This window comes from Variovorax nitratireducens (genome assembly GCF_051216545.1).
Classification (GTDB): domain Bacteria; phylum Pseudomonadota; class Gammaproteobacteria; order Burkholderiales; family Burkholderiaceae_C; genus Variovorax.
Map to the genome: position 1 here is coordinate 344674 of NZ_JBPJZO010000003.1, position 19690 is coordinate 364363.

The window sequence follows — 19690 nt, forward strand, 5'->3', positions numbered from 1 at the left end:
TGCCAAGGCATACCTGTATGCTGTTGGAAGTAAGGAATCGCAATGACCCTGAACAAGCTTGAGCGCCCCCTGTCTTCGCAGCCGATGCCGGCATCAGCCAAGGAAAGCACGAACGATCGGCCGCTCTTTCTCTGGCCGAATCCGCCGCACCCCAGCTACCCGCCCGCGTCGGCGCAGAAGAGCCTGCAGCCGCTGGAGATCGTGGGGTTGAACGACAAGCGCGCGAACGGTCAGCTGATCCGTTTCGTTCCGGAAGAAGCGACGCTGCACGTACAGCTTTCCCTGGGCAGCAACGCGTTGCGGCTGCGTTTCGATCAATTCCGCCTGCTGACGCTGACCAACCCGCTGGAGCCCCTGCTGCCACCGGCGCCCGGGGAACTGCGGGCCCAGGAGTTCACCGTCCTGCTGAGCAACGGCGGAGAACTCAAGGGCGAGACCGTGGGGTACATCGAGGACACCTTCGGGCTTTTCCTGTTCGTGCCGGTCGATATGGCCAGCGGGCGTGTCATGCGAAAGTTCGTACCGCGCGCGGCGTTCGACGCGTTCGAGCTCGGCGGCGCCGCGGCTCCGGGGAAGCCCGAGGGCGTCAAGCCGCCCCCACCACAGATCAGACGCGATGCAGTGCGGGCGACTTCACCGGAACAGCTGCTCGAAGCCATCGACCGCCAGGCCCGGATGCCGATGATGCGCATCGGCGAGGTACTGACCTCGCTCGGCATGGTCGATGAAGCGCAGCTGCGCGCTGCGCTCGTGCAGCAAGGTGGAGATCGCAGCGTTCCGCTGGGGGAAGTGCTGGTGCGCATGGGTGTGGTGACGCGCGCTGATCTGCACGCTGCGCTCGCCCGCAAGATGGGCCTTCCGGCCGTCGATCTGGGCGTCTTTCCGGTAGAGGCCGATGCGCTGCGAAAGATCAGCTACAGCGTTGCGCAGCGGCTGGGGGTCATGCCGCTGATGATCCGGGATGGCCGGCTCATCGTGGCGATGGACGATCCGGCCAGCCGGCGCGCGGCGCTCGCCGAACTGGAATTCAACGCGCAGATGAAAGTGTTCGCGGTGCAGTCGCATGCCCGCGACCAGGATGCCGTGCTGCATGCGGCCTATGACAAGATCGGCGCGACGTCGGACCGCCGTCCCGTCGCGGACGATCCGATGCGGCCGCTCGACTACCAGCCGGTCGACACCAGCGATCTGATCGAAACGCTCGAAAAGGAAGGCCGGCAGCCCGACGATGAAGAGGCGCCGATCGAGCAGTCGGACAACTCGCTCGTGCGGATGATCAACCGGATGATTCTGGAAGCGCACAAGGAAGGCGTGTCGGACATCCACATCGAGAGCTATCCGGGCCGGGAAAAGATCAGGATCCGGTTTCGCAAGGATGGCCGGCTGCGCACCTACCTGGATCTGCCACCGAACTACCGCAACGCGATGATCGCGCGCATCAAGATCATGTGCGACCTCGACATCAGCGAAAAGCGCAGGCCCCAGGACGGCAAGATCAATTTCGCCAAGTTCTCGCCGGAGCATCGCATCGAACTGCGCGTGGCCACGATCCCGACCAACAACGGGCTCGAGGATGTGGTGATGCGCATCCTGACCTCGGCCAAGCCTATTCCGCTCGACGCCCTTGGCCTCTCGCCGAACAATCTCGCCTGGCTCAAGCACGCGATCGAGCGCCCCTACGGCATGGTGCTTTGCGTAGGGCCCACGGGCTCCGGCAAGACCACCACCCTGCATTCGGCGCTGAGCCATATCAACGTGCCTGAGCGAAAGATCTGGACGGCCGAGGATCCGATCGAGATCACGCAAAGCGGGCTGCGGCAGGTGCAGGTCAACCCGCGCATCGACTGGACGTTCGCGAAAGCGCTGCGCGCCTTTCTGCGGGCCGATCCGGACGTCATCATGGTGGGTGAAATCCGGGACGAGGCGACCGCGGAGATGGCAGTGGAGGCCTCTCTCACGGGCCACCTGGTGCTGTCCACCCTGCACACCAACAGCGCGCCGGAGACGGTGACGCGGCTGCTGGACATGGGCATGGATCCGTTCAACTTTGCCGACTCGCTGCTCGCCGTGCTTGCGCAGCGCCTGGTGCGCCGCCTGTGCGCCAAGTGCCTGACGAGCCGCCCCGCCACCGCGGAAGAAACACTGGAACTGCTCTCCGACTACATGGGTGTCTACGGCTCCGAAGAGAAACCCGGTGCGCGGGAGGCGGTCATGGCCGACTGGGTGCAGCGACACGGCCGGAACGGCGCGCTGCAGGTCTACAGCTGCAGCGGCTGCGCGCATTGCGAGCAGACCGGCTTCAAGGGTCGCGTCGGGTTGCATGAACTGATGGTCATTTCGAAGGAGCTGCGTCGCCTGATCCAGACCGGCGCACGGGCCGAAGCGTTGCAGGGGACGGCGCTCGACCAGGGAATGCGCACGTTGCGCCAGGACGGCATCGACAAGGTGCTCGCCGGCCTGACAACGATTGAAGAAGTGCGCGCGACGAGCAACGCCTGAACGCGGCTCGCCCGCTGCCTGCGCTCAGATTGCCTGCACGCGTTCCTCATCGGCTGCGGTGCCTGGCCCGATCAGATCCAGGGAGATCCGCCGGTTTTCCGCAAGCAAGGCGCTCATGTCCGCAACCGACAGTGGACGGCTGTAGTAGTAGCCCTGCATGCTGTCGCACTTGTGCGCCACCATGAAGCGCAACTGATCCTCGGTCTCCACGCCTTCCGCGACGGTCTTCATGCCAAGCGATTTGGCCATGGCGATGATCGCGCGGGTGATCGACGCCGTGCTCTCGCTGTGAGTCACCTCGAGGGTGAAAGACTTGTCGATCTTGATCACGTCGATGGGGAAGCCATTCAGATGGCTGAGGCTCGAATAGCCCGTTCCAAAGTCGTCCAGGGCCAGCCGCGCCCCCATGCCCTTCAGCTCGAGGAGCGACTTCAGAACCGCCCCCGTGTCGAGCATCAGGGCGCTCTCCGTCAGTTCCAGCTCCAGAAATCGTGCGGGCAGGTCGCAATCCCGGAGGACGCTCGCGACCAGTTGCGCAACGTCATGCCCCCGGAACTGGTGGGCCGACAGGTTCACCGCCACCGGCAAGCTCGCGTGCCCTTCTTTGTGCCACGCCTTCAACTGTGCACATGCGGTGCGCAGTACCCATTCCCCGATGGGCACGATCAACCCGGTTTCCTCCGCCAACGGAATGAAGCGGGCGGGGGAGACCATCCCGAGATCAGGATGCCGCCAGCGGATCAGCGCCTCCATCGAGTTGATACGGCCGGTGCGCAGATCGACCTGAGGCTGGTAATGGAGTTCGAACTGGCAACCCGGCAGCGCGCCCACCAGGGCCGAGCGAAGTTCGGTGTGCTGCCGGGCTTGCTGGCCCATGTCGTCGGTGTAGTAGCGGTAGCCATTGCGCCCCTGCTGCTTTGCGCAGTAGAGCGCGAGATCTGCGTGCTTGAGCAGTATCTCGCTGTTGGCTCCGTTTTCCGGGTACACGCTGATGCCGATGCTCGCGCCGACGTGCAGGCTGCGGGATTCGAACTGCACCGGTGGCGCCAGCGCGGCCAGTATCAGCTGCGCCACGCGCGCGGCATCGGCCGCACGCTCCAACTCCGTCAACACCATCACGAACTCATCGCCGCCCAGGCGGGCCACGATGTTGCCGGCCCCGATCGCCTCCGATATCCGGCCGGCGACCGCGACCAGCACTGCGTCGCCCGCCGAGTGGCCGAAGCTGTCATTGATGAACTTGAAGCCGTCGAGATCCAGGAACAGCAGCGCCATCGGACGTCCGGTTCGATCCGCTTGTTCCAGGGCCTGCGCCATGCGATCGTTCAGCAGGAGACGGTTGGGCAACCCCGTCAGCTCGTCGTGGTGCGCCATGTGCCGAATGCGCTCTTCCGAGCGACGGCGCTCGATCGCAATGCCTGTGATCCGGGTCGCCAGCTCGACCAGCTTCTCCTCGCCATGGCTCGGGGCTCGCACCGTGTCTGAATACATCGCGAAGGTTCCAAGCACCGCGCCTTCCTGCGACAGAATCGGCGCCGACCAGCAGGATCGCAGTCCGTGCAGCTCGGCCAGCACACGGTAGTCCGCCCACAGCGGATCGGTCTGGATGTCCGTTGTGATGATCGACTCTGCGCGAAAGGCGGCGGTGCCGCACGACCCGACGTTCGGGCCGATGCGAACGCCTTCGATGGCGTCCATGTAGGCCGCAGGCAGGTTGGGCCCGGCGCCGTTGCGCAGGTGCAGCCCGTCCGGGTCGAGCAACAGAATGGAACCTTTGATGCCCTCCAGCTGGGACTCGATCGAACGGGTCAACCGGTCGAGAATATCCGGCAGCGGCGCGCCGCCTGCAATCATTTCAAGGATGCGGCCCTGTTCGACCAGATGCTCCTTGGTGAGAAACAACTCGGCGGTTCGCAGCTCAAGTTGCGCCCGGTCGGCCAGGAAGCGATCGACGGCACGCGCCATGTCCCCGATCTCGTCGCGCCCTCCGACCCGCATGCCGAGCGGCGTGCCAGCCGTGCCGCGCTGCTGCAGGTGCCGGCTCACGAGCCGCAGGCGCCCCAGTACGTGCCGCCCCAGGAACACGCCGGCCACCAGCCATGCGAACACCAGGCTGATCGCCAGCAGGATCAGCACCCAACGCGCTTCGCGGCGGGCTGCCTCGGCCAGCTGCTGCACGGCTGCGCGATAGTCGCCGTCGAAAAATTCCGCCCGAGTGCGCGCGGCCGTCACCATCTCCTCGGCCTGGTTTGCCAGTTGTCCATGGAATCGACCGAGCGCCACGCGCTGGTTGATCAGCGCAATGCGAAGGGCGAACGGGTCGCGCTGGTCTGTACCGGCTCGAGTGGGAAGAACCGGCCAGGCGCGCGCGAATTCGGTGCGGATCTTCCCCACGGCGGCGGTGCTGGCGGCGTTCTGAAGCCGATAGAGCAGCAACGACTTCGACTGCGAGTCGACCGTCGGAACGGCGGCCGGATCGCCGCCCAGGTCGGCCGGCAGCCTGGCGAAGGCCTGCTCCGTCTGCAGCAGATTTTCCCGCAGCTGCGCAACGACATTGGCGGTATTGCGGAACAGCTGGCTTGCCTGGTACAGCTCGAGCACGCCGACGTCTTCCCTGGCGACCGCGAGTTCGGCGACCACGCGATCCAGTACCGCCGTCTGATCGACGATGGTGGCGTAGCTCAGGTGTACCGCCGGCAACGAATCGGTCGACAGCAATCGTTCGGCTTCGCGTTCGATCAGCAAGGTGCGTTCCACCATGTCCTGAGCGTCCTGCATGCGCACGAATCGCTCTTGCGTGAGCTGCTGGGTGGCGTGGCTGGAGGTTTGCAAGGCATGGGCAGCGGCGAGACCACCCGCCAGCATCAGCAGCGAAAGAACGGACAGCGCCAGCGCGAACTGGGCACGGAGCGAGCGCGGCAGCCAGACGACATGGCGCCAGGCCGGCAGTGCCCGGCGGTGCGACATCGCCGACGTCGCGGCAGGCATCAACGCCGCCAGATGCGTTTGTAGATCGCCCGGTACCCGTTGTCGGGGTCATACCGCAGAGTCTGTCCACCGTCGAACGCAATGTTCTCCGCGGTGACCAGGTGCACGGGTGCAACAAAGCCGCTCACGGGCTCGCGCGCCATCAGGCGATTCAGTTCATCAAGCGCCTGCCAGCCCTGCTGGTTAAGCGGCTCGGCGACGGTGCCTGTCTGGAATGTCTTGGCCTGAATGCGCAGGAACGCGGGCGCGCTGCCATCGCCGGCCGAAAGCAGGCTCAATCCATCGCTGGACAGGCCGGCCTTCGTGAGGGTGGGAATCGCGTAGTCGAACACGATGTCGTTGATGGCCAGCGCATGGGTCCATCGCTTGCCGTAGCGCTGCAGGAGTTCCAGCGTGATCGCCGGCATCCGCGCGTCGCTCTCGGACAGAGGAACGTCGCGCACTTCAAGCACCGCGCAGCCCTTGCAGGTACGCACGACAGCCTCCATTGCATCGGCCTTGGCCATTGCGATCCGGTAGCGGGAGTCGGTGAAAATCACGACACCGGCGCGTCCGCCGGATTGCGCCACTGCCGCCATCGCCGTCACGCGCGCCACTTCCAGGGGATCAGTCGTCACGTTCATTGCCACCGGCGTCCCTCCGATCGGGCCCGGCAGCGAACCGGCGTGCCAGCCCACGATCGGCACGCCGCTGCGGGCAAGCCGCGCGAGCGCCGCGCTGTTCTCGACCGCATCGAGTCCGCCCAGCACGACGCCATCCGGTGATGCGGCCAGTGCAGCAGCCAGCGCCTTCGACCGGCCGGCCGCTGTTCCGCCCGCGTCGATGATCTTGACTGTCCAGCCGAGAATGCGCGCCGCCTCGCGTGCGCCCTGCGCGACGCCGACGATGCCGCCGTTACGCAGATCTTCGGCGACAAACACGATGGTCTTGCCGGCGGGCGCCGCCGGGCCCGACTGCGGCCCAGTCCAGGGCGCGCCGCGTTTGGCCGCTTCGGAAACGATCCGGAGCGCCTGCGTGACCGACACCAGATCCACGGTGTCTGCGCTCGCCAAGGACGACCAGCAGCAGACGGTGAGAACGACGGCGGCAGCAAGCTGCCTCGCCAGCATTTCGGGCACAGGAATGGGGAACCTCCAACCGCCTTCTAGCGGTTCGCGCGTGTTTCGTCGGTGGGCCAGCCCACACACCAGGAAATTTCCCGTGGCTTTTTGCATCAGCCCGGCGATGTCTCACCGACGGGTTCGAGTCCGCGATTGAGCAGGCGCGCGTGACCGGCGCCGCTGGCCTTGGCAAGGTACATGGCCGAGTCCGCCGTGCGCAACAACAGGTCGGCATCATCGCCGCTTGAAGGGTAAAGCGCCACCCCGATGGATGCGCCGAGCCGGAGCATATGGCTCTCGATCGCCATCGGCGGACGAAAAGAGTCGAGCAGCCGCTCGGCGAACGCCATCGCAGCAGGAGCGCTGTCCACCCGGCGCTTGAGAATCGCGAACTCGTCACCACCGAGCCGTGCGGCCACTTCGAATTCGGCGGCCAGCAGTCGCAGTCGATCGGCCGTCTGAACCAGCACCAGATCGCCGACGGCGTGACCGAAGCAATCGTTGATCAGCTTGAACTTGTCAAGATCGATGAAGTAGACCGCAAACTCTTCGCCGGTGTTGCGGGACTCGGCGGTTGCGCTCTGCAACGCCTCCAGGAATACGTCGCGGCTGGAAAGCGATGTCAGGCCATCATGGCGCGCCAGATATTCGATACGCTCCTCGTTGTGCTTGCGTTCCGTGATGTCTGCATAGGTTCTCACGACGCCGCCGCCTTCGATCGGCACGCTCTGGATCTCGATCACCCGGCCGTCGGGGCGCTTGCGGCTGTAGCTGTGCGGCCTGTCGAGAATGCCTCCGGCGCGAATGAATTCCAGCACGTCCTGCGAGGTGTACATGAACTCGTCGGTCGCCCACTGGTAGGCAAGCACCTCTCCAAAGCCTGGTCGCCTCGCCATCAGCTCACTCGGCAATCCGAGCAATTCCCGGGCGCGCCTGTTGCAGACCTCGACCACGCGATCCGGATTCACCATCATGATGCCCTGCTCCATCCTGTCCAGCGTGGCCTCGAGCAGCATGGACTTGCTTTTCAACAGCGCCTCGCTTTCGCGCGCGCGCGCCTCCGCCGCCTGGAGCTGGTGCTGCTGGCGCTTGAGCAACGTGATGTCCACGTGCACATAGAACCGCCTGTCGTCCGGGCTGCGCTGCGCGACGACGCGACTCCAGCGATCCCCGGGCAATGGCAGTTCGAACGGGGCGCCGGCGAAACGGATGTTCTCGGCCAGATTGAGCAGCCCATGCTCGAACAGAGCACGCTCCCCGGGTGCATGGTCGCGCCAGGCCAACCGGTAGGTCTCGACGAAACCCATGCCGATGGCCGACGCCCTTCCACTAAGCCCCAGCATCGTCACAAAAGGCTCGTTAACCCAGAGAATCCGGTCGGCGGCATCCGTGACCATGACGCCATCGGCAACGTGGTCGAGCAGGGTCGACTCGACGATGGCCGGCATGCCGGGCTGCCTGGTGGCGGCAGCCTCGGCCGGTTCGTCATCGGCGGACGCTGCATGCTCGTCGGAGCGCCAGATCCGGACGCGGCCGGCGCCGGGCACCTGGATCGCGTTCACATGCAGACGCACGCCCCGGTGCTCGAAGGAAAACGGGCGCTGCTGCGTGCGATGGCGCGCCAGTCCTTCCCGCACATATTGCTCGAGCAGCGGCAGTTCCTCGGGACCGAGGCGCTCAAGATAGAACCTGCGCAGATTGTCGGCATAGGGCTCCCCCGCATGAATGTGCGCCGCATGCTCGGGGAAAAATCTGAGGAAACTCCGATTCCAGAGCAGCGCTCCATCGACCTCGTCGAAAGCGCACACCGCCACGCCGAGCGCATCGAGCCCGTCGACCATCGGACGCAGCACAAGCAATGCCTGCGCCCTGCGGGCTTCGTCGATCGGCGTCAATGCGGTTTGCATGGGGCGCCGCTCAGCCGGTCGTTTCCGCGTTCAATTCCGAATCGAATTCGGCAAGACTCACGGGTTTGCCGAACAGGTATCCCTGGTACAGCGTACAGCCATGCTTTTCCAGGAAGGCCCGCTGCTGCTCCGTCTCAACGCCCTCCGCAACGATTGCCAGATCGAGGCTGCGCGCCATGCCGATGATGGTCTGGATGATCAACTCGACTTTCCGATCGATGCCGATGCCTTGCACGAAAGACTTGTCGATCTTGACCTGGTGCAGCGGAAGCTGGGTCATGTAGGAGAGCGACGAGAAGCCGGTGCCGAAGTCGTCCATGGAGAACTGGACGCCGATGGCGGCCAGCGATTTCATCTTCCGGATGGTCTCGGTCACCTTGTCCTGCAGCAGGCTTTCCGTGAGTTCAAGCTTGAGCTTCGAAGGATCGGCGCCGGTTCGAATCAGCACGTCGCGCACCTGGTCCGCGAAGTCATCGTTGCGGAACTGCCGCGCACTCACATTCACCGCGATCTGCAGGTGTGATCTTCTGGGATGGAGGCTCCAGCGTTCCAGCTGAATGCAGGCCTGCTCGAGAACCCACAGGCCGATGGGAACGATGAGCCCCGTCTCTTCCGCCACTTCGATGAAGCCGGCGGGGGGCACCATGCCGCGATGGGGATGTTGCCAACGAACCAGCACCTCCGCGCCGAAGAGCTCGCCGCCGTCGGTCACCTGAGGCTGGTAGTGCAGGACGAACTGCTTGGCCGCCATCGCGGCATGCAGCTCGGTCTCCAGGGTGGCGCGCGCGGTGATGAGGGTCTGCATCGCCGGCTCGAAAAATTGCATCGACCTTCCGCCTGCGGTCTTGGCGTAGTACATCGCGATGTCGGCCTGCTTGAGCAGGCCATCGAGCGAAAGTTGGTTGTCGCGAAAAACGGTGGCACCGATGCTGCAGGTGCTGAAGTAGGGATGGGTGGCAATCTCGAACGGCTGGTGCATCTCGGCCAGGATGGCCTCTCCCAGTGCCCTGGTTTGCATGGTTGCCACCGCGCTGTCCTCGCTCAGGTTCTCGAGCAACACGACAAATTCGTCGCCTCCCAAGCGGGCCACCGTATCGCCGTCGCGCATGATGCGCGAGATTCGTGCGGCCACCTGCTTGAGCAGCAGATCGCCCATCGCATGACCGTGCGCATCATTGAGCGTCTTGAACTTGTCCAGGTCAAGAAACAACAGGCCGCCGTGTCGTGAACCCCGGCTGTTGCTGACGATCGCAGCGGTCAACCGGTGCAGAAGCATCCGGCGGTTCGGCAGGCCGGTGAGGCCGTCATAGAACGCCAGATGCTCGATCTGGCGCGCAGCGGACTTGCGGTCGGTGATATTGCGCAGGATGACAATGAATCGCGCATCGACCCCTTCGCCGACCGGCTTGCGGGACACGGATATTTCGAACCAGGTGGTTCCCTGGGCAGCGCGGCGTTCGAACTGGCGGCCCGTGGAGAAGCCGGACACGTAGGACTCCTGCAGCGCCTCCATGACCTCGGTCGCGGCGTCCGGCGGCAGCAAGTCACCGATCGCCCGGCCCACCGGATCCCGAACGTCGATGGCGGCCCCGGGCGTGCGCGGGGAGTGAAAACGGTGGCATCGACCGTCCAGCCCCAGCTCGAGCAAGACGTCCGGCAGCGCGTCCAGCGTGGCCTGCAATTGCACCTTGCCCTCGAGGATGTCCGCGATGTTTCGTCGCTTTTCCGTGACGTCGCGGTACACGCAGATCGAGCCACCGTCCGGCGTTCGTCTTGTGACCGCGAGAATGACGCCCCCCTCTGCAAGGGTGAGTTCCCGCTCGCCCTGCACCTGCCGCTTCTCGGATGAATCGAGCGGCGCAGCCTGCTCGCCATCGACCGCTGTTGCAACAACGTGCGCCTCGCCTCGCTCGACAATTTCCTGGAATGGCAGGAGCGGGTGGATCATGTCGCGCGACCAGGGGAAAATTTCCCCGAAACGGCGGTTCCACGTGAGCACGCGATCCTTCGAATCCAGCAGCACGAAGCCATCCACCATCGATTCGAGCGCCTGGTCCAAGGTAGCCTTGGCTCGCCATTGCCGGCGCAAATGCATGCGCGTGAGATAGACGACCCCGAGGATCATCAACATGAACATGCCGGCCGCGCTCCAGATGAAAGCCTGTTGCGTGCGCCAATCCCGCAGGGCCGATCGCATGGGAATACTGGCCACGATCCGCAGGTTTCTGTGGAGCGTCGGCCGCGCCACGACGATCGCCGGCACGCCGCTCAGGCGTGCCGGCAAATACCGCGGGCTCCCGTCAAGGATCTGCTCGCTGAGCGCGGGCGCGATGGCCTGCCCCGAAAGATCGTCACGGCGGGGCATGCTCACCAGGACTGGCCCCGCCTCGTGCTCCAGGGTGACTTCCAGTCCCTCGATGTCGACGCCCTGCATCAGGATGGTGGTCAGCAAGGAGAGCTGGACTTCCGCGATGGCGACGATGTGGCTGCCATCCTGCAGTTGCAGATCCCGCGCGAAGTACACGACACGCTGCGACGTCAGCGCACTGACGGATGGCGCGCTGATCGCCAGCGTCGACGCGGGTTGTGCCAGAACCTGCTGCAAAAAGCCGGCGGGCAGTCGAACCACCGCATTGGCCCCTTGCCGGTCGGACGAAACCACCACCTCCTCGCGTGCGTTCAGTCCCGCAACGTATCGCACCAGCAGGTTCTGCCGAACCACCCCTTGCATCTGTTGTGCAAGCTCGCTGCGCGTCGCATCGGCCACGATCGTGGCCTCCGAGGAAGCCTGCAGCCGCTCGCTCAGGTCGGCCAGCAGCAGATCCACGCCCAGAAGGCTGCGATTGAGTGCCGCTTCCGAGCCGCTCACGAACCGTGTCGCCTGGTCCTGGCTGTCGGCGATCGCCTTGTCGCGCATCGCCGACGTCAGCACGACTGCGCTGCCCACTACCGCCAGGAGGAACACTGCCGCCACACCATAGATGGCGGCGGTGATCCGTCGTGGCAACAGCTTGTTCACAAGGGGCCTGGTGCCTTGATGCCGACTGCCGGGCCGATCGTCTGCTCCCAGAGCTTGAGGCACCCTGCTCCGCAGCGCTTGACCCATGGCGCCAGCACGTCCTTGGCGAAGATTTCCCGACGACGACGCTCATCTGCAGCGGAGGGGCGTGCCTCGACCATCGAGCCCTTGGTTCCCCGAGTGCATGTGTCGGCGCCCGTGTTGCAGGCAACACCGTTGCCGGTTTCGCGTTCCGACTCTTCCCAGATCGCGGCCTCGAGTTTGGGCAACTCGGTTTTCAGCAGCGTCTTCAGGTCGGAGGGAAGCGCGTTCCAGGTGTTCCGGTTGGCGCCAAACACCGCCAGCCCCCAACCGAGGGGCATCGAATAGAGCCCGCGCGTGATCTTGTGGAGTCCGAGCGTGTTGCCGGACATGGCGCCGGTGATTGCGCACTCCGTGTTGTCGGAGTTCATGTTGGACATCAACTCGGCGAACTCGGTGAGCACGGGTGTCGCCTTCAGTGCGCTCACGAAATCGGCCTGGCTCACACTGGAAACACGGATCCGCCGGCCTGCAAGATCGGCCAGCCCGGTGATGACTTGCTTGCAAAAGACCACTTGGGCCGGGTAGACGTAGACCGCGAGCACCTCGACGTTGAACTGGTCGCCCAGTCGTTTTTCGAGCGTGGGGCGGAAGGCGGCAATCACGCGCCGCAGTGTCGCCATGTCGGGATTGAGGCCCGCAAGGTCAGCGGCAGCCAGCTCGGGTTCGTTGCTGGCCACCTGGCTCAGCAGCGCGGTGCCGAATGGAACGACACCCAGTTTCATGAGATGGAGCATCTCGGGTCCAGGCACGCCGGCCCGGTTGAAGGGCACGATGCTCGCGGCGTACTTTCCGCCACTCAGCCGCGCCAGATCCCGAGACCAGAACGGCTCTTCGTGCAGGGTGTATTGGCTCACTGTCGCCAGCCCGCCGACGATTCGAAGCCTGCGTTCCGGTGCGGGCTGCGCGGTGCAAAGCGGGGTGATCCATGCAAGAAGCACGGCAACCCAGGCCAGACGGATCAGACGACGGAATTTCATCCTCCCGATCATGGGCGCACCAGGCGGTGCGTGGCTCAACGATTCGGGGTAGACGGCGTGTTTTTTTCACGTCACGCATGGTTATGGGGCCAACCTGTGCTGCATCTGCAACTGATGCAGCCTCGGCCGGAACATAAGCCCTCGATGAACCGCAGATCCAACTAATACTTAGGAACTCAATACCGAACCTGCGCCGGATTCTGCCCCTCAACAGGCGCGCGCGGCGCCGCCGAATGGCCGGCAGCGTTCGACCCGGGGTTGATCTGGCGCAATATCAGACCGGCCGTTGCGCACGAGGATCCGGCAACCCATGAACTCGTGCGATGCCCTCACCTCGACCCGCCCATGATCAGGATTGGCATCGCTGACGAACTCGGCATCGTCCGTTCCGGCCTGCGCGACCTGTTCGCACGATTCGTCGACCTGTGGGTGGTCGGCGAGGCGGCCGACCTGGAGGCGGCTGTTCAGCTCGTGGGCGCCGTCGAGATCGACGTCCTCCTACTGGACTTGTGCGGGCTCGACCCGAACGGCGCAGACGCGCTCAAGGCCCTGCACGCCCGGAGCCCCCGCACCCGCATCATGGTGCTGAGCGCCAGCGACGACGACCATGGCGCTGCAACGCTGGTTCGCGAAGGCGCTCGCGGCTATATCGACAAGCGATGTGAACCGATGGAGATCGTCAGAGCTGTCCGGCTCGTTGCAATGGGGCAGCGCCCCCTGCCTGCGAGTGTCTCCAGGCTGCTCGCACGCGCGCTCGATTCCGCAGAAACGCACGCCCCGCATGAGGAGTTGTCCAAACGTGAGGCCCAGGTATTTCTGGCGCTGGCGACCGGCGACAGATCCGAACGGATCGCCGACCGGCTTTCGCTTTCGCAAAAGACGGTAAGCACCTACCGAAGGCGCCTGATGCTGAAGCTGGGCCTCGTGTCCAACAGCGATCTGACCCGCTATGCGCTGAAGCACAGGCTCATCCACTGAAACCGCGCATCGGCTCGCCGCTACTTGTGCGCGATCTACTGGCCGGATGACTACGTTTCCCGCGTCGACCCCCGCGTGAACACAGGCCGTTCCGCCGGGGCAACCCCCAACAAAAAACGCCCCGGAAGGGGCGTCTTTGCTGGCTTACTGGAGGAGAGGGAGGCGGCGCAATCTCGGCCTGAAAGCCGCATGGATGCTGATGATCGGTAAGCCATCACCGCTTTCATGCCCCCAAGAATGCCCCCATTTCAGTTTTTGGGACTTGTGTAGCAGACGCCCCACAGACGTGTGACGTTTGCCCTCGCGGTTGGTGGCCTCGCCCGACTACATTGGCCCCGGGCCGGCATGTCGCCGCGCGCCGAACAACAACCAGGAGGAGTCATGGGCTCGTTCAGCATTTGGCACTGGATCATCATTCTGTTTTGGCTCGCGGTCGTCTTGGTGCCTGGCTGGCGCATCGCGTCGAAGGTGCGGACCCATGGCGCGTGGTCGCCCCTGCCGCTCGTGCCGATCGTGAACCTGACCATCATTTCGGTCTTCGCCTTTGTGCGGTGGCCAACGGAGCAATGGGCATGAGCGAAGATCCGAAATCGAACAAGGACAGCGAGTTCGAGGTCAGAGCAGACGGGATAAAGTTCAAAGGCGATCTCGCCCAAGATGTCCGCCCGCTGGTAAAGCGTGCAGTAGCGACTGCAGATTCGCTACTCCGGCTGATCGACAACGTCGTGGGATTGCCTGTCGACTATTTGAATCGCAACCTTGAACATTTCCGGAAACGGTTTGCTGACGAGTTCGAACAGATCCCACTCGAGAATCGCCAAGAGCCCTCGATGCGGATCGGTTACTCGGTCGTCCGTGGGGCCGCAATGTCGGCAGACGAGCCCGCTATTCAGGATCTGTTTGCGAAGCTGCTTGCCTCTGCTGCGGATGCGGAAACCGCTTCGTTGGTGCACCCGGGGTTTGCCACGGTAATCAGTGAGATGCAGGCATCGGACGCGAGCGCGCTCGTTGATATCTCGCACGCATTTCCCTTGGCGCGGGTTGGTCGAAGCCAGCTCTGGTCTGAGTTCGTTCCGCCAGGGGTGCCAAATCTGCTGCGTCTCGGCTTGGTCGAATGGGTTGACGTGCCACCGGGCAAGTTGGACATCGGACGCATCTCCTCTCGGCGACCCTCAAGTGCCTTCGGAATCAAACCAGAAAAGGCACTGGCCGCGTTGTCGGCCATAGAAGCCGACGTCGCATCACTTCGATCGGAACTCGTCAAAACGCTGACCAGGTCGACACCGCGGCAGCTTCGAATTACGGAGTTCGGTCGAAACTTTCTTCGTGTGGTCACGCGTCGGGAGCACGATGGCACAGATCCCATCGGCGAAGAACCGGATCAGCCGACCGAGCGACCCGCATGAAGCTCGATCGAAAGCTGCAGCGAGAGGTGCTAGGCATTCTCCGAGACACGTACCCTCGGCCCGAACAAAGCAGACTTTTCAACACGGCCGGGTGTGACTCGGACCGCGATGAGCAGATCGCCGCAAACCTCATTTACCTCGAAGAGCACGGTCTCGTGCGAAGCGGCATTGAGTTTTCACTTAACGGCGCGGTGATCTATCAAGGCGGGGCAACGATCACAGCCGCCGGTTTGGACTTCCTCGAGGACGACGGTGGGCTGACTGCGATCCTGGGAACCGTCACGGTCAAGCTCCACGCCGACACGATCCGCGACCTGATGCTGGCGAAGGTCGAGGCCTCCGGATTGCCGGCTCCGGAAAAATCGGCATTGAGCAAGGCGATCTCCACGCTCTCGGGCGAGGCGCTGAAGGAGGTTGCGAAGAAGCTTGTCGCGGCCGGCATGGATAACGCGCCCGACGCAATCACCTTCATTCGGCAAGTCACAGGACTCTGACCAAACTACCGCGATCCGGCAAGCGGAGGGCTTCTGAACATCTACATCGACGAATCGGGCTCCTTCGTACACGACAAAGCCGTCGGTAAATGGAATGTCGTCGCCGCCCTTTCCGCCGCCGAATCTGCAAGAAAAGGCATCTCCGACGCGATGGCTGAACTGCGATCGTGCGCCAACGCTCCGCCGAACACGGAGATCAAGATGCACCAGGTGTCAGAGCCGCAGTACCTCCAATTTTTGGAGCGGCTGGCGGGCCTTAATGTGATGCTCTCCTTCGTCGCCACCGACTCCGGCCTGAGTTCGATCGTCAACATTCAATCGCATCAACAGACGCAAGCGGACAAGGTGCTCATGCGCGTGGAAAAGATGAGGTACGACGAAGGGAAGCAGGCGTTGCGGACTCTGGCCAGTGAGATCAAAAGCCTTTCGCCGCAGCTATACATGCAGCTCGTATGCCAGATCCAGTTGATGTACGACGTGGTGAGTAGTTCGACACTGTTCTTTGTGCAACGAAAGCCGGCGACTTTGGGGAAGTTTCGGTGGCGAATCGATCGAAAGGGAGAGTTCAAGAACGACTTCGAGCGTGCATTTGAAAAACTGAGTCCGGCCCTTCTACAGACCATGTCCATGCGAGAGCCGATGATCTATGTCCGAGACTTCGACTACAGCCACATGCGACGCTTCGAATTTGCACCTGGCGAGGAGCCCACGTACCTCAAGCGAGACTATGGGCTTAAGGTGGGCAGTTGCCTCGACATCGGCAAGTTGCTTCGCGAAGATCGCCAGTTTGTTGACTCTCGCAGCCTAGATGGAGTGCAGGCGGTCGACCTTCTCGCCTCCGGTCTGCGCCGCTGCCTTCGAGGTCGGTTCGGGGACAACTTGCAGGTGGCGGCAAAGATCGGCCGGCTGACTGTTCAGGCAAGTGGAGAAAGACTCCCATTTAGGCTTGTCCTAGTCGGAGAGGAAGCAGACCTCGACGAACCCACCAGGCGCGTCGTCCGGACAATTGCTCGCAACCGCCAAGCGATGCTCGTCAAGTGACAGCAGTCGGCCATCGCGCTACATGTGAAAATGCGCGCGCGCAGGAGCGGCGTGATGCAAAGCGCTCGGGTGTTTCAGTTTCTTCACTTGAAAGGTTTGCTTTGACCTCTATCCCGCTCTTCTCCGCCGACATTGAGCTCCACGACGACCCCGATGAAGGCCTTTGGGTTTCTTGCCAGGATCGCTTTGTAGCCAAGGTAGTCGCAGCCCTCAAAGCTGCTGGCATGAAACCCGGTGCGACAGAGATCGAAATTCAGGGGACAGAAAATCTGCCGGCGCAGGTGCGCATTCCAGTTGCCGAAGGCACCTTCGACGATATGCATACAGGCGTCAAAGATTTACTCCTCTCGGCGGGGGTCACCATCGCGGAGGAGAACTTTTCAATGGCTGGCGAAAGGTTCCTTCGATTGCATCTTACAAACGTGCCCGTGTGGCGTTGATGTCGGTGGCGCACCTCACAGCGCGCCACTGACATGCTGCTTCGCCAGCACCAGCGCCTCAAGCAGCGCATCGACTTTCATTGCATCGATCGTCACCCCCGGCGTCGCCGCCACGGTGACCACGCCGAAACACCCAGCAGGACAGCGGGCGCTGCGACGAACATCCATTGCAGCCATGCACCTTGAACCCTTCCACCTGTAGGCCAGAAGATCGTCCACTGTTCAATTGCTGAGCCGGGTAACTGCACAGCGGCAAGTATCTCGGCCTCAGTCATTCGCGCGGTTGACTGGCCATTGATAAGCAGCACCGGATCAAGGAAATATCCGGATGCGGTGATACCAACGACCAGCCCGATGGCGATGGCCGCCCCGATTGCGAGTGCGCGAGCGAGCATGTTGGTAAGGGTTAAAGCAAGCCAGGCCAGTGTAAGGTGCCGCCGGCTATGCTCTTCTATCGAAAACGGAGGAGCGCGCGTCAGCCGTGCTGTGCACCATGCAGCACGTCGACCAAATGTCGGCTGGCGGTTCCGATGTGGTCTCGGAGCCAAGTGGCAATCGGGTCGAGTGCGGCGGCATTGAAGCGCCAATCAGCTCGCCAGAGCTGAGGGGCTGACTTTGGATTTGCGGGAAACGTTGTACGGCCGTCGTCGTCGCCGGGGCCTCCGATCGAAACCCATATGTACCGTGGCACGCGGCCGCGGTGCAGCAGCACGTCGCGCAACTCGAACAACTTCTCGCGCGCCGAATGGTTTCTCTCATCAGAAAGAAAGCGCCCGAGCGACAATGTTGCCGGGGTGCGAGCAACCGTGTCGACCATCTGCCGCTGGCCGGCCCGCAGCTCCGAGTCGGCGATGTCCGCTGATAGGCTTGAGCGCGCCACGATGAACGACGAGAACACGATTGTCTCGACTGCGGCGCACGCGTTGGCCACAAAATCGAAGAGAGTGACCTCCTGCATGTAGTGCGTTTCGCTGGTCTCGGGACGTGGAAAGGCCTCTTGAAACGCGCTCCAGCGGTCACCGGCGGCACGCGCTCGATACCCGAGCCCGGTCCAGCCCACGCCGAACAGCTTGGCGTGATTGATGTCTGGCAGCGCCTTCCAAGAGAGCGCGGCCACCCGGTCATAGAGCTCGAGATCGACGAGTGCGCCCAACGGCACGCCAAGTGACGCAGAGATTTGTTGCATCAATGCAGTTGTCCTTCGGAATGGCTGCGATCGTAGTGCCCAGTGGCCCATGGGCCAATCTGCCGGGATTCCAGCAGCCGATGCTGCGATCGTCCGCGGTATGCAACACACACCTGACTCCGAGTTGTTCCGCGCTGGCCAGATCCGCGCGATATGGCACCTGCTGCAGCCGTCCAGCGTCCTCGCCGGACGGCAAAGCTTGGAAAATGCCATTGTCTCGGCACTCAACGATCCGAGGGCACCGGAAGCTTGGCTTGAGGGGATGCAGCACATCGAGGCGCTCATCCGCGAGACGGGATCTGCCGCGCTATGAGGAGCCATCAGCGGAATGAACTCAGCGACGTTGTGCTCGAACCAAACCTGCTCGGCCCAACCGTAAGCGGCATCGACCCACGCGGGCATGATCTCGCCTTCTGGGAAGAAGTGCATGCTGCCCAGGATGCGCGTCTGAGTGCTTTCGATCTCGTAGTACATGGCTGCCTTTTCAGGGGTGGCCGCAGTACAGCACGCGCCGCCGCGCAACCGTGCGAATTGATAGGTCGGGAGAGCTACCCGCAGAGCATCCTGAGCATTCCAACAGCCGTTTTGCGCGTTAGCTCGAGCTCCGCGCGTTCAACCGCGCAGCAAATGATGAAGGATGGCCGTATGCCGATGGCCATGGGCGGCCTCGACCAGTTCGTGTTTGCATTCGGCGAGTCACCCACCGAGTTTCGATGAGCACGCTGCGCGCCCGTGTGCATCGCCGAGATCCGCAATTGAAAGCGAGGCACTGCGGGGCTAGGAATCGGAGCGCGTCCATCGGCCATTGCCACGATTTGGGTTGACCCGCGGTGGACGTCGCCGCCCCGTTGGCGCTGACCGACGCGCAGTACCATCAATTAAACAACGAGGAGCGAGAGATGAACGAATCGGCCGTCAACTGGGGCTCGGTCGCGGACTGGGTCTCCGGAATCGGTTCGCTTGCGGCTGTGATTACAGCGCTGTATCTGTCGCACTGGTCTCAACGAGTTCGCCTCGCCTTCACGTGTCGCCACATGGCCGTTCTCGGCCAAGGCATTCCAAGTCAGGATCTCGTGCTGTTCAGCGCAACCAACGTTGGCAGTCGATCGACCGTGGTTCGAAACATCACCATGCGCGTCGGTCTATTTCGCCCTCGGTACGCGGTACTCGTGCCGCACCATCGCGATCTCTACTGCGCCGGCATCCCGAAGGCTCTCTCCGATGGCGAATCGGCCGATTGGGGAATACCGCTGGACGAGGACAGGACTTGGATCAAGGAATTGAGCAAGGATCTCGTTGCGTCCAAATGGGATCTGTTCACACTGCGCTTTCAGATCCACACCTCCAACGGGAGCACGAAGTCTATCCGCCCCGATCTTCCGATCAGAAACATGCTCAAGGCATCCTTTCAGTTGAAGTAGATCGTGTCCCCTAGCTCATTCTGATAATCAAGCTGGCGAGCGCGCCCGCTCTGCCGCCTCCCTCGCGAGCGTCGACATCCAGCAGGCGTCCCAGGTCAGCTCAGCAAGGGGGCGGCCGGCCGCCGTGCGGCGCGTCGGGGTGCGCAGTGC

At 63.3% G+C, this 19690-nt stretch carries 15 protein-coding genes; 8 read left to right on the forward strand and 7 right to left on the reverse strand.

Annotation, left to right across the window (positions count from 1 at the left end; translation table 11 throughout):
- The first annotated feature begins 42 nt into the window (after nucleotides 1-42).
- A complete protein-coding gene (locus ACSFA8_RS10805; protein WP_435479509.1) occupies nucleotides 43-2499 on the forward strand; it encodes a GspE/PulE family protein in 2457 nt (818 codons plus the stop codon).
- 24 nt (nucleotides 2500-2523) lie between these two features.
- On the opposite strand, the gene ACSFA8_RS10810 is transcribed toward ACSFA8_RS10805, so the two are convergent.
- The 5 genes from ACSFA8_RS10810 to ACSFA8_RS10830 form a co-directional block, all read right to left on the reverse strand.
- Nucleotides 2524-5487 carry an EAL domain-containing protein gene (locus ACSFA8_RS10810; RefSeq protein WP_435479510.1) on the reverse strand — a complete coding sequence of 988 codons (2964 nt, stop codon included), beginning with the start codon at nucleotides 5485-5487 and terminating at the stop codon, nucleotides 2524-2526.
- On the reverse strand, nucleotides 5487-6596 hold the full coding sequence (locus ACSFA8_RS10815; RefSeq protein ID WP_435479759.1) for a substrate-binding domain-containing protein: 1110 nt from the start codon (nucleotides 6594-6596) through the stop codon (nucleotides 5487-5489). The genes ACSFA8_RS10810 and ACSFA8_RS10815 overlap by 1 nt, the downstream gene beginning before the upstream one ends.
- Before the next feature lie 104 nt (nucleotides 6597-6700).
- Entirely contained in the window at nucleotides 6701-8482 is a 1782-nt protein-coding gene (locus ACSFA8_RS10820) for a PAS-domain containing protein (RefSeq protein ID WP_435479511.1), read from the reverse strand.
- Between the two features lie 22 nt (nucleotides 8483-8504).
- Nucleotides 8505-11513 (reverse strand): bifunctional diguanylate cyclase/phosphodiesterase, encoded by a 3009-nt coding sequence (locus tag ACSFA8_RS10825; protein ID WP_435479512.1) that lies wholly within the window; start codon nucleotides 11511-11513, stop codon nucleotides 8505-8507.
- A complete protein-coding gene (locus tag ACSFA8_RS10830) occupies nucleotides 11510-12574 on the reverse strand; it encodes a TRAP transporter substrate-binding protein (protein WP_435479513.1) in 1065 nt (354 codons plus the stop codon). The genes ACSFA8_RS10825 and ACSFA8_RS10830 overlap by 4 nt, the downstream gene beginning before the upstream one ends.
- Nucleotides 12575-12919: 345 nt before the next feature.
- On the opposite strand from ACSFA8_RS10830, the gene ACSFA8_RS10835 reads away from it, so the two are divergent.
- From ACSFA8_RS10835 to ACSFA8_RS10860, 6 genes are all read left to right on the forward strand, one after another.
- The gene (locus ACSFA8_RS10835) at nucleotides 12920-13552 is read left to right on the forward strand and encodes a LuxR C-terminal-related transcriptional regulator (protein ID WP_435479514.1); all 633 of its coding nucleotides are present in this window, start codon (nucleotides 12920-12922) and stop codon (nucleotides 13550-13552) included.
- A 381-nt stretch (nucleotides 13553-13933) separates the two neighbouring features.
- The gene (locus ACSFA8_RS10840; protein ID WP_435479515.1) at nucleotides 13934-14128 is read left to right on the forward strand and encodes a Sec-independent protein translocase family protein; all 195 of its coding nucleotides are present in this window, start codon (nucleotides 13934-13936) and stop codon (nucleotides 14126-14128) included.
- Nucleotides 14125-14958 (forward strand): Abi-alpha family protein, encoded by an 834-nt coding sequence (locus ACSFA8_RS10845; protein ID WP_435479516.1) that lies wholly within the window; start codon nucleotides 14125-14127, stop codon nucleotides 14956-14958. Before ACSFA8_RS10840 ends, ACSFA8_RS10845 begins: the two co-directional genes overlap by 4 nt.
- Nucleotides 14955-15452: a hypothetical protein gene (locus ACSFA8_RS10850; protein WP_435479517.1), complete on the forward strand. Its 498-nt coding sequence runs from the start codon at nucleotides 14955-14957 to the stop codon at nucleotides 15450-15452. Before ACSFA8_RS10845 ends, ACSFA8_RS10850 begins: the two co-directional genes overlap by 4 nt.
- 45 nt (nucleotides 15453-15497) lie before the next feature.
- Entirely contained in the window at nucleotides 15498-16493 is a 996-nt protein-coding gene (locus ACSFA8_RS10855) for a DUF3800 domain-containing protein (RefSeq protein WP_435479760.1), read from the forward strand.
- The gene (locus ACSFA8_RS10860) at nucleotides 16490-16933 is read left to right on the forward strand and encodes a hypothetical protein (protein WP_435479518.1); all 444 of its coding nucleotides are present in this window, start codon (nucleotides 16490-16492) and stop codon (nucleotides 16931-16933) included. Before ACSFA8_RS10855 ends, ACSFA8_RS10860 begins: the two co-directional genes overlap by 4 nt.
- Nucleotides 16934-16948: 15 nt before the next feature.
- Here ACSFA8_RS10860 and ACSFA8_RS10865 read toward each other — a convergent pair whose 3' ends face one another.
- The gene (locus ACSFA8_RS10865) at nucleotides 16949-17152 is read right to left on the reverse strand and encodes a hypothetical protein (RefSeq protein WP_435479519.1); all 204 of its coding nucleotides are present in this window, start codon (nucleotides 17150-17152) and stop codon (nucleotides 16949-16951) included.
- Between the two features lie 256 nt (nucleotides 17153-17408).
- A complete protein-coding gene (locus ACSFA8_RS10870; RefSeq protein ID WP_435479520.1) occupies nucleotides 17409-18593 on the reverse strand; it encodes a hypothetical protein in 1185 nt (394 codons plus the stop codon).
- A 425-nt stretch (nucleotides 18594-19018) separates the two neighbouring features.
- On the opposite strand from ACSFA8_RS10870, the gene ACSFA8_RS10875 reads away from it, so the two are divergent.
- Complete coding sequence (locus ACSFA8_RS10875) at nucleotides 19019-19540, forward strand: hypothetical protein (RefSeq protein ID WP_435479521.1); 522 nt, start codon at nucleotides 19019-19021, stop codon at nucleotides 19538-19540.
- The last annotated feature ends 150 nt before the right edge of the window (nucleotides 19541-19690 follow it).

What these genes read in the sequence shown, in the direction of transcription:
- ACSFA8_RS10805 (WP_435479509.1), top strand. Translation starts at nt 43, where the DNA reads ATGACCCTGAACAAGCTTGAGCGCCCCCTGTCTTCGCAGCCGATGCCG.
- ACSFA8_RS10810 (WP_435479510.1), bottom strand. Translation starts at nt 5,487, where the DNA reads ATGCCTGCCGCGACGTCGGCGATGTCGCACCGCCGGGCACTGCCGGCC.
- ACSFA8_RS10815 (WP_435479759.1), bottom strand. Translation starts at nt 6,596, where the DNA reads ATGCTGGCGAGGCAGCTTGCTGCCGCCGTCGTTCTCACCGTCTGCTGC.
- ACSFA8_RS10830 (WP_435479513.1), bottom strand. Translation starts at nt 12,574, where the DNA reads ATGAAATTCCGTCGTCTGATCCGTCTGGCCTGGGTTGCCGTGCTTCTT.
- ACSFA8_RS10835 (WP_435479514.1), top strand. Translation starts at nt 12,920, where the DNA reads ATGATCAGGATTGGCATCGCTGACGAACTCGGCATCGTCCGTTCCGGC.
- ACSFA8_RS10840 (WP_435479515.1), top strand. Translation starts at nt 13,934, where the DNA reads ATGGGCTCGTTCAGCATTTGGCACTGGATCATCATTCTGTTTTGGCTC.
- ACSFA8_RS10845 (WP_435479516.1), top strand. Translation starts at nt 14,125, where the DNA reads ATGAGCGAAGATCCGAAATCGAACAAGGACAGCGAGTTCGAGGTCAGA.
- ACSFA8_RS10850 (WP_435479517.1), top strand. Translation starts at nt 14,955, where the DNA reads ATGAAGCTCGATCGAAAGCTGCAGCGAGAGGTGCTAGGCATTCTCCGA.
- ACSFA8_RS10870 (WP_435479520.1), bottom strand. Translation starts at nt 18,593, where the DNA reads ATGTACTACGAGATCGAAAGCACTCAGACGCGCATCCTGGGCAGCATG.
- ACSFA8_RS10875 (WP_435479521.1), top strand. Translation starts at nt 19,019, where the DNA reads ATGAACGAATCGGCCGTCAACTGGGGCTCGGTCGCGGACTGGGTCTCC.